Raw genomic sequence first — 2,898 nt, 5'->3', positions numbered from 1 at the left:
GCGGGCGCGGCAGCGGCTCGGCGCGCCACTCGGCATCGTCCGGCACCAGCACCGCTTCGTAGCGGTAGTGCGTGCCTTGCTGCGCGTCAGCGCCCTCCTCCGCCTGGCTGGTGTATTGCACGCCGTGATGGACGATGCTGACCGGACGCCAGCCGCGGTTCATGTCCTCACGCGGGTGGCCGGTGAAATCGAAAGCGACTCCCGGTTGCAGGCGCGCATCGTCGCCGTTCGCCAGCGCGATGCGCGCATCGCGACGGTGACCGCGCAGGCGGTCCTGCGTAAAGGCCTTGCCGCTGGATTCGTGCTTGTAGCGGCCCGGATAGTCGTAGCGCGCGTAGCCGCGGCTCTGGTGATCGAGGTCGGTGCCCTCGCGCGGGTACTCGTGCGGAAAGCGCGGGCTCTTGAAGGTGTAGTCGCGCTGCACCTGCCGCGCGGTGCGTACGTTCTCGGTATAGGCGAAGGTGCGCAGGCCTGGCTGCGGCTGGTCGCCGCCCGGTGTCGGGTTATACAGCACCGGCTCGCCCTGCTGCCGACCGTAGATAAACAGCCGATCGCAGTGGATCAACCGATGACCGTCGGCCTTGTGCTGGAAGGCGTAGAAGAAGCCTTCTTCGCGCAAAATACGTTCGATGAAGTCGTAGTCGGTGTCGCCAGCCTGCACGCAATACTCGCGCGCCAGATGCTCGTTGGTGACACGCTGCTCGTAGTCCAGCGTTTGATTGTGTGCCTTGAGCACGGCCGTAGCGATCTCGGGTACGCTCAGCGTCTGGAAGATGCGCCAATCAGAGGACAGCTTCAGTCGTGCCAAACGCGGCTCGACCACCGCGGAATAGCGAGTACGTCGAAAGCCCGTGTCACGCTGCACGAACGATGAGATGGCGCCATGCACGTAACGCACCGGCTGCCCGCCCTGCCAAATCGTGAGCAGGCCGTTACGATCGAGCACCTCGCCAAAGTCGATGGCAGGATTCGCACTCGCCAGTTCCACCTGTAACAGGAAAGTGTCGGACAACCCTTCCTGCAGCGTGAACTCGACGACCTCGAACGCCTCGTCGCCAACGGTAAAGGTAAAGCGCAGATCGGATCGGATAGCCATAGTCGGGCTGCTCGCTGAATGCCAAACAGCAACGATTGACTATTGCGAAATCAATGTCTATGGGACGAATCTGAAAGTAGGGTGTCCTGGCGATTTGACCATGGCAATCGCATGAAACGTGTAAATCGTTAAAGAAGGCTTCCGTTTGCTTGCAAGCAAGTCCGAAGCAGGATGTAGTGACGGTTTTTCGCCCGGAGAGCACCGTGCGACAGCCCGTCTTGCAGCGGGATGTGTTGGGTATCGAAGAAGCATTCGGGAGATTGACGGATCCGCGCAGCCGGCCGTCCCGCATGATGTGCGAGAGATCCTGGTTGTCTCGCTGTGCGCGATTCTGTCGGGGGCAGACAGTTGGGGCGCGATTCTGGTCTGGGGTGAGTCGAAACTCGACTGGTTGCGCTGGTACGTACCGCTGGAGCGCGGGATTCCATCGCACGATACGCTCGGTCGGAGATTCGCGGCACTCGATCCGCTGGAATTCGAAACCCGTTTCGTTCGCTGGATGCGCGGACTCTGCCCGGTGCCGGCCGATGAAGTGGTCGCGATCGACGGCAAAACCGTGCGAGGCTCGCGTAGCGCGAATCCGCATGGCATCCACGTGGTCTTGGCGTGGGCAAACCAGCTTGGCATGTTGCTGGGGCAAGTGCGCACCGCCGACGGGAGCAACGAGATTACCGCCATTCCGGAACTGCTCGATGTGCTGCTGCTCAAGGGCGCGATCGTCACGCTCGATGCGATGGGATGCCGGCGTCAGATTGCCACGCACATAGTCGAGGCAGGCCGCGACTATGTGCTGGCGGTCGGGAACAATCTGCCGACGCCGTTGGCACGAATGCGCCATGCACGTGAGGCCGTCGAGCGTGTGCCGCACGCCTATCGGGATCACGCCACCGAACATCAGGAAATCGACAAGGATCACGGCCGTATCGAAACGCGCCGGTGTATCGCCAGCGATGTCCTTGCGTACTGCGAGCCTGATCCGGACTTATGGCCCGGCCTGCGTTCGATCGTGATGGTCGAGGCCACTCGAGAGATCGGCGATACCAAGACGGTCGAGCGGCCTTACTACGTGTCGAGCCTGCCTCCCGACGCAGCGCGAATCGCGCAGGCCGTGCGGGCGCATTGGCGTATCGAGAGCAGATTGCACTGGGTGCTGGACATGGCCTTCGGCGAAGACCAGTGCAGGGTTCGCGTCAACAACGCCACCCAGAACTTTGCGATCCTGAGTCGCATCTGCCCGAACCTGCTCAAAGCGGATACGACGACGAAGGCCGGCATCAAGAACCGACTGCTCAAGGCGAGCGCCAGCGACGGCTACCGCGCTGCTGTTCTCCGTTTGTAACGTTTGAGGCTGGAGCACCGGAATCCCATTCGAGGATCCGCGCGAGATAGCGATCGTTGACGCATTCGTTTCGCGCGCCGTGCCGACATTCATGGCGTGTTCCTCAACTCCGGTTACCGCCTGATCTGCCGATCTGTAGTCCGAACTGCGCCGTTATCTATTGCCCGCCGTCTCCGACAGCCGTTTCATCGTCGCGATGCGCGCGCCGATCAGGTCGACACGGCCGTCCTCGCCGACGAGCGGCGCCGTCGCATCGCGGAACCCGACCCACGCGCGCTGCGCGCGTACGAGCGTCGCGGCCGAATGCGCGGGCATCTTGCGGCGCAGCTTCTGGTAATAGCGGTTCAGGTCGAACAGCGCGTGCTCGCACGCGGCGTCCTGTTCGCACGGGCGCACGCGGCGCACGGCCGGATCGCGCGGCGCGTTCGCCGGCTTGCCGTTCGGCCGGGCCCCGCCCTGGGTC

3 protein-coding genes are annotated in these 2,898 nt (G+C 63.1%); 1 reads left to right on the top strand and 2 read right to left on the bottom strand.

Features of this window, described 5'->3' with window-relative positions; genetic code table 11:
- Positions 1–1,096, bottom strand: a 1,096-nt coding sequence (locus tag L810_RS40690) for a type VI secretion system Vgr family protein (RefSeq protein WP_042978230.1), incomplete at its 3' end; no start/stop codon positions are given.
- Positions 1,097–1,241: 145 nt separating this feature from the next.
- Here L810_RS40690 and L810_RS40685 point away from each other — a divergent pair.
- On the top strand, positions 1,242–2,435 hold the full coding sequence (locus L810_RS40685; RefSeq protein ID WP_257009038.1) for an ISAs1 family transposase: 1,194 nt from the start codon (positions 1,242–1,244) through the stop codon (positions 2,433–2,435).
- A gap of 153 nt (positions 2,436–2,588) precedes the next feature.
- Here the strand turns inward: L810_RS40685 and L810_RS40680 are convergent.
- Positions 2,589–2,898 (bottom strand): lysozyme inhibitor LprI family protein (locus tag L810_RS40680; RefSeq protein WP_042978229.1); only part of this gene is annotated, 310 nt, incomplete at its 5' end.

It is taken from the genome of Burkholderia sp. AU4i (genome assembly GCF_000466765.1).
GTDB lineage: Bacteria > Pseudomonadota > Gammaproteobacteria > Burkholderiales > Burkholderiaceae > Burkholderia > Burkholderia cepacia.
The sequence above is the reverse complement of the archived record's forward strand: the minus strand, read 5'-3'. Positions and strand labels throughout refer to the sequence as shown.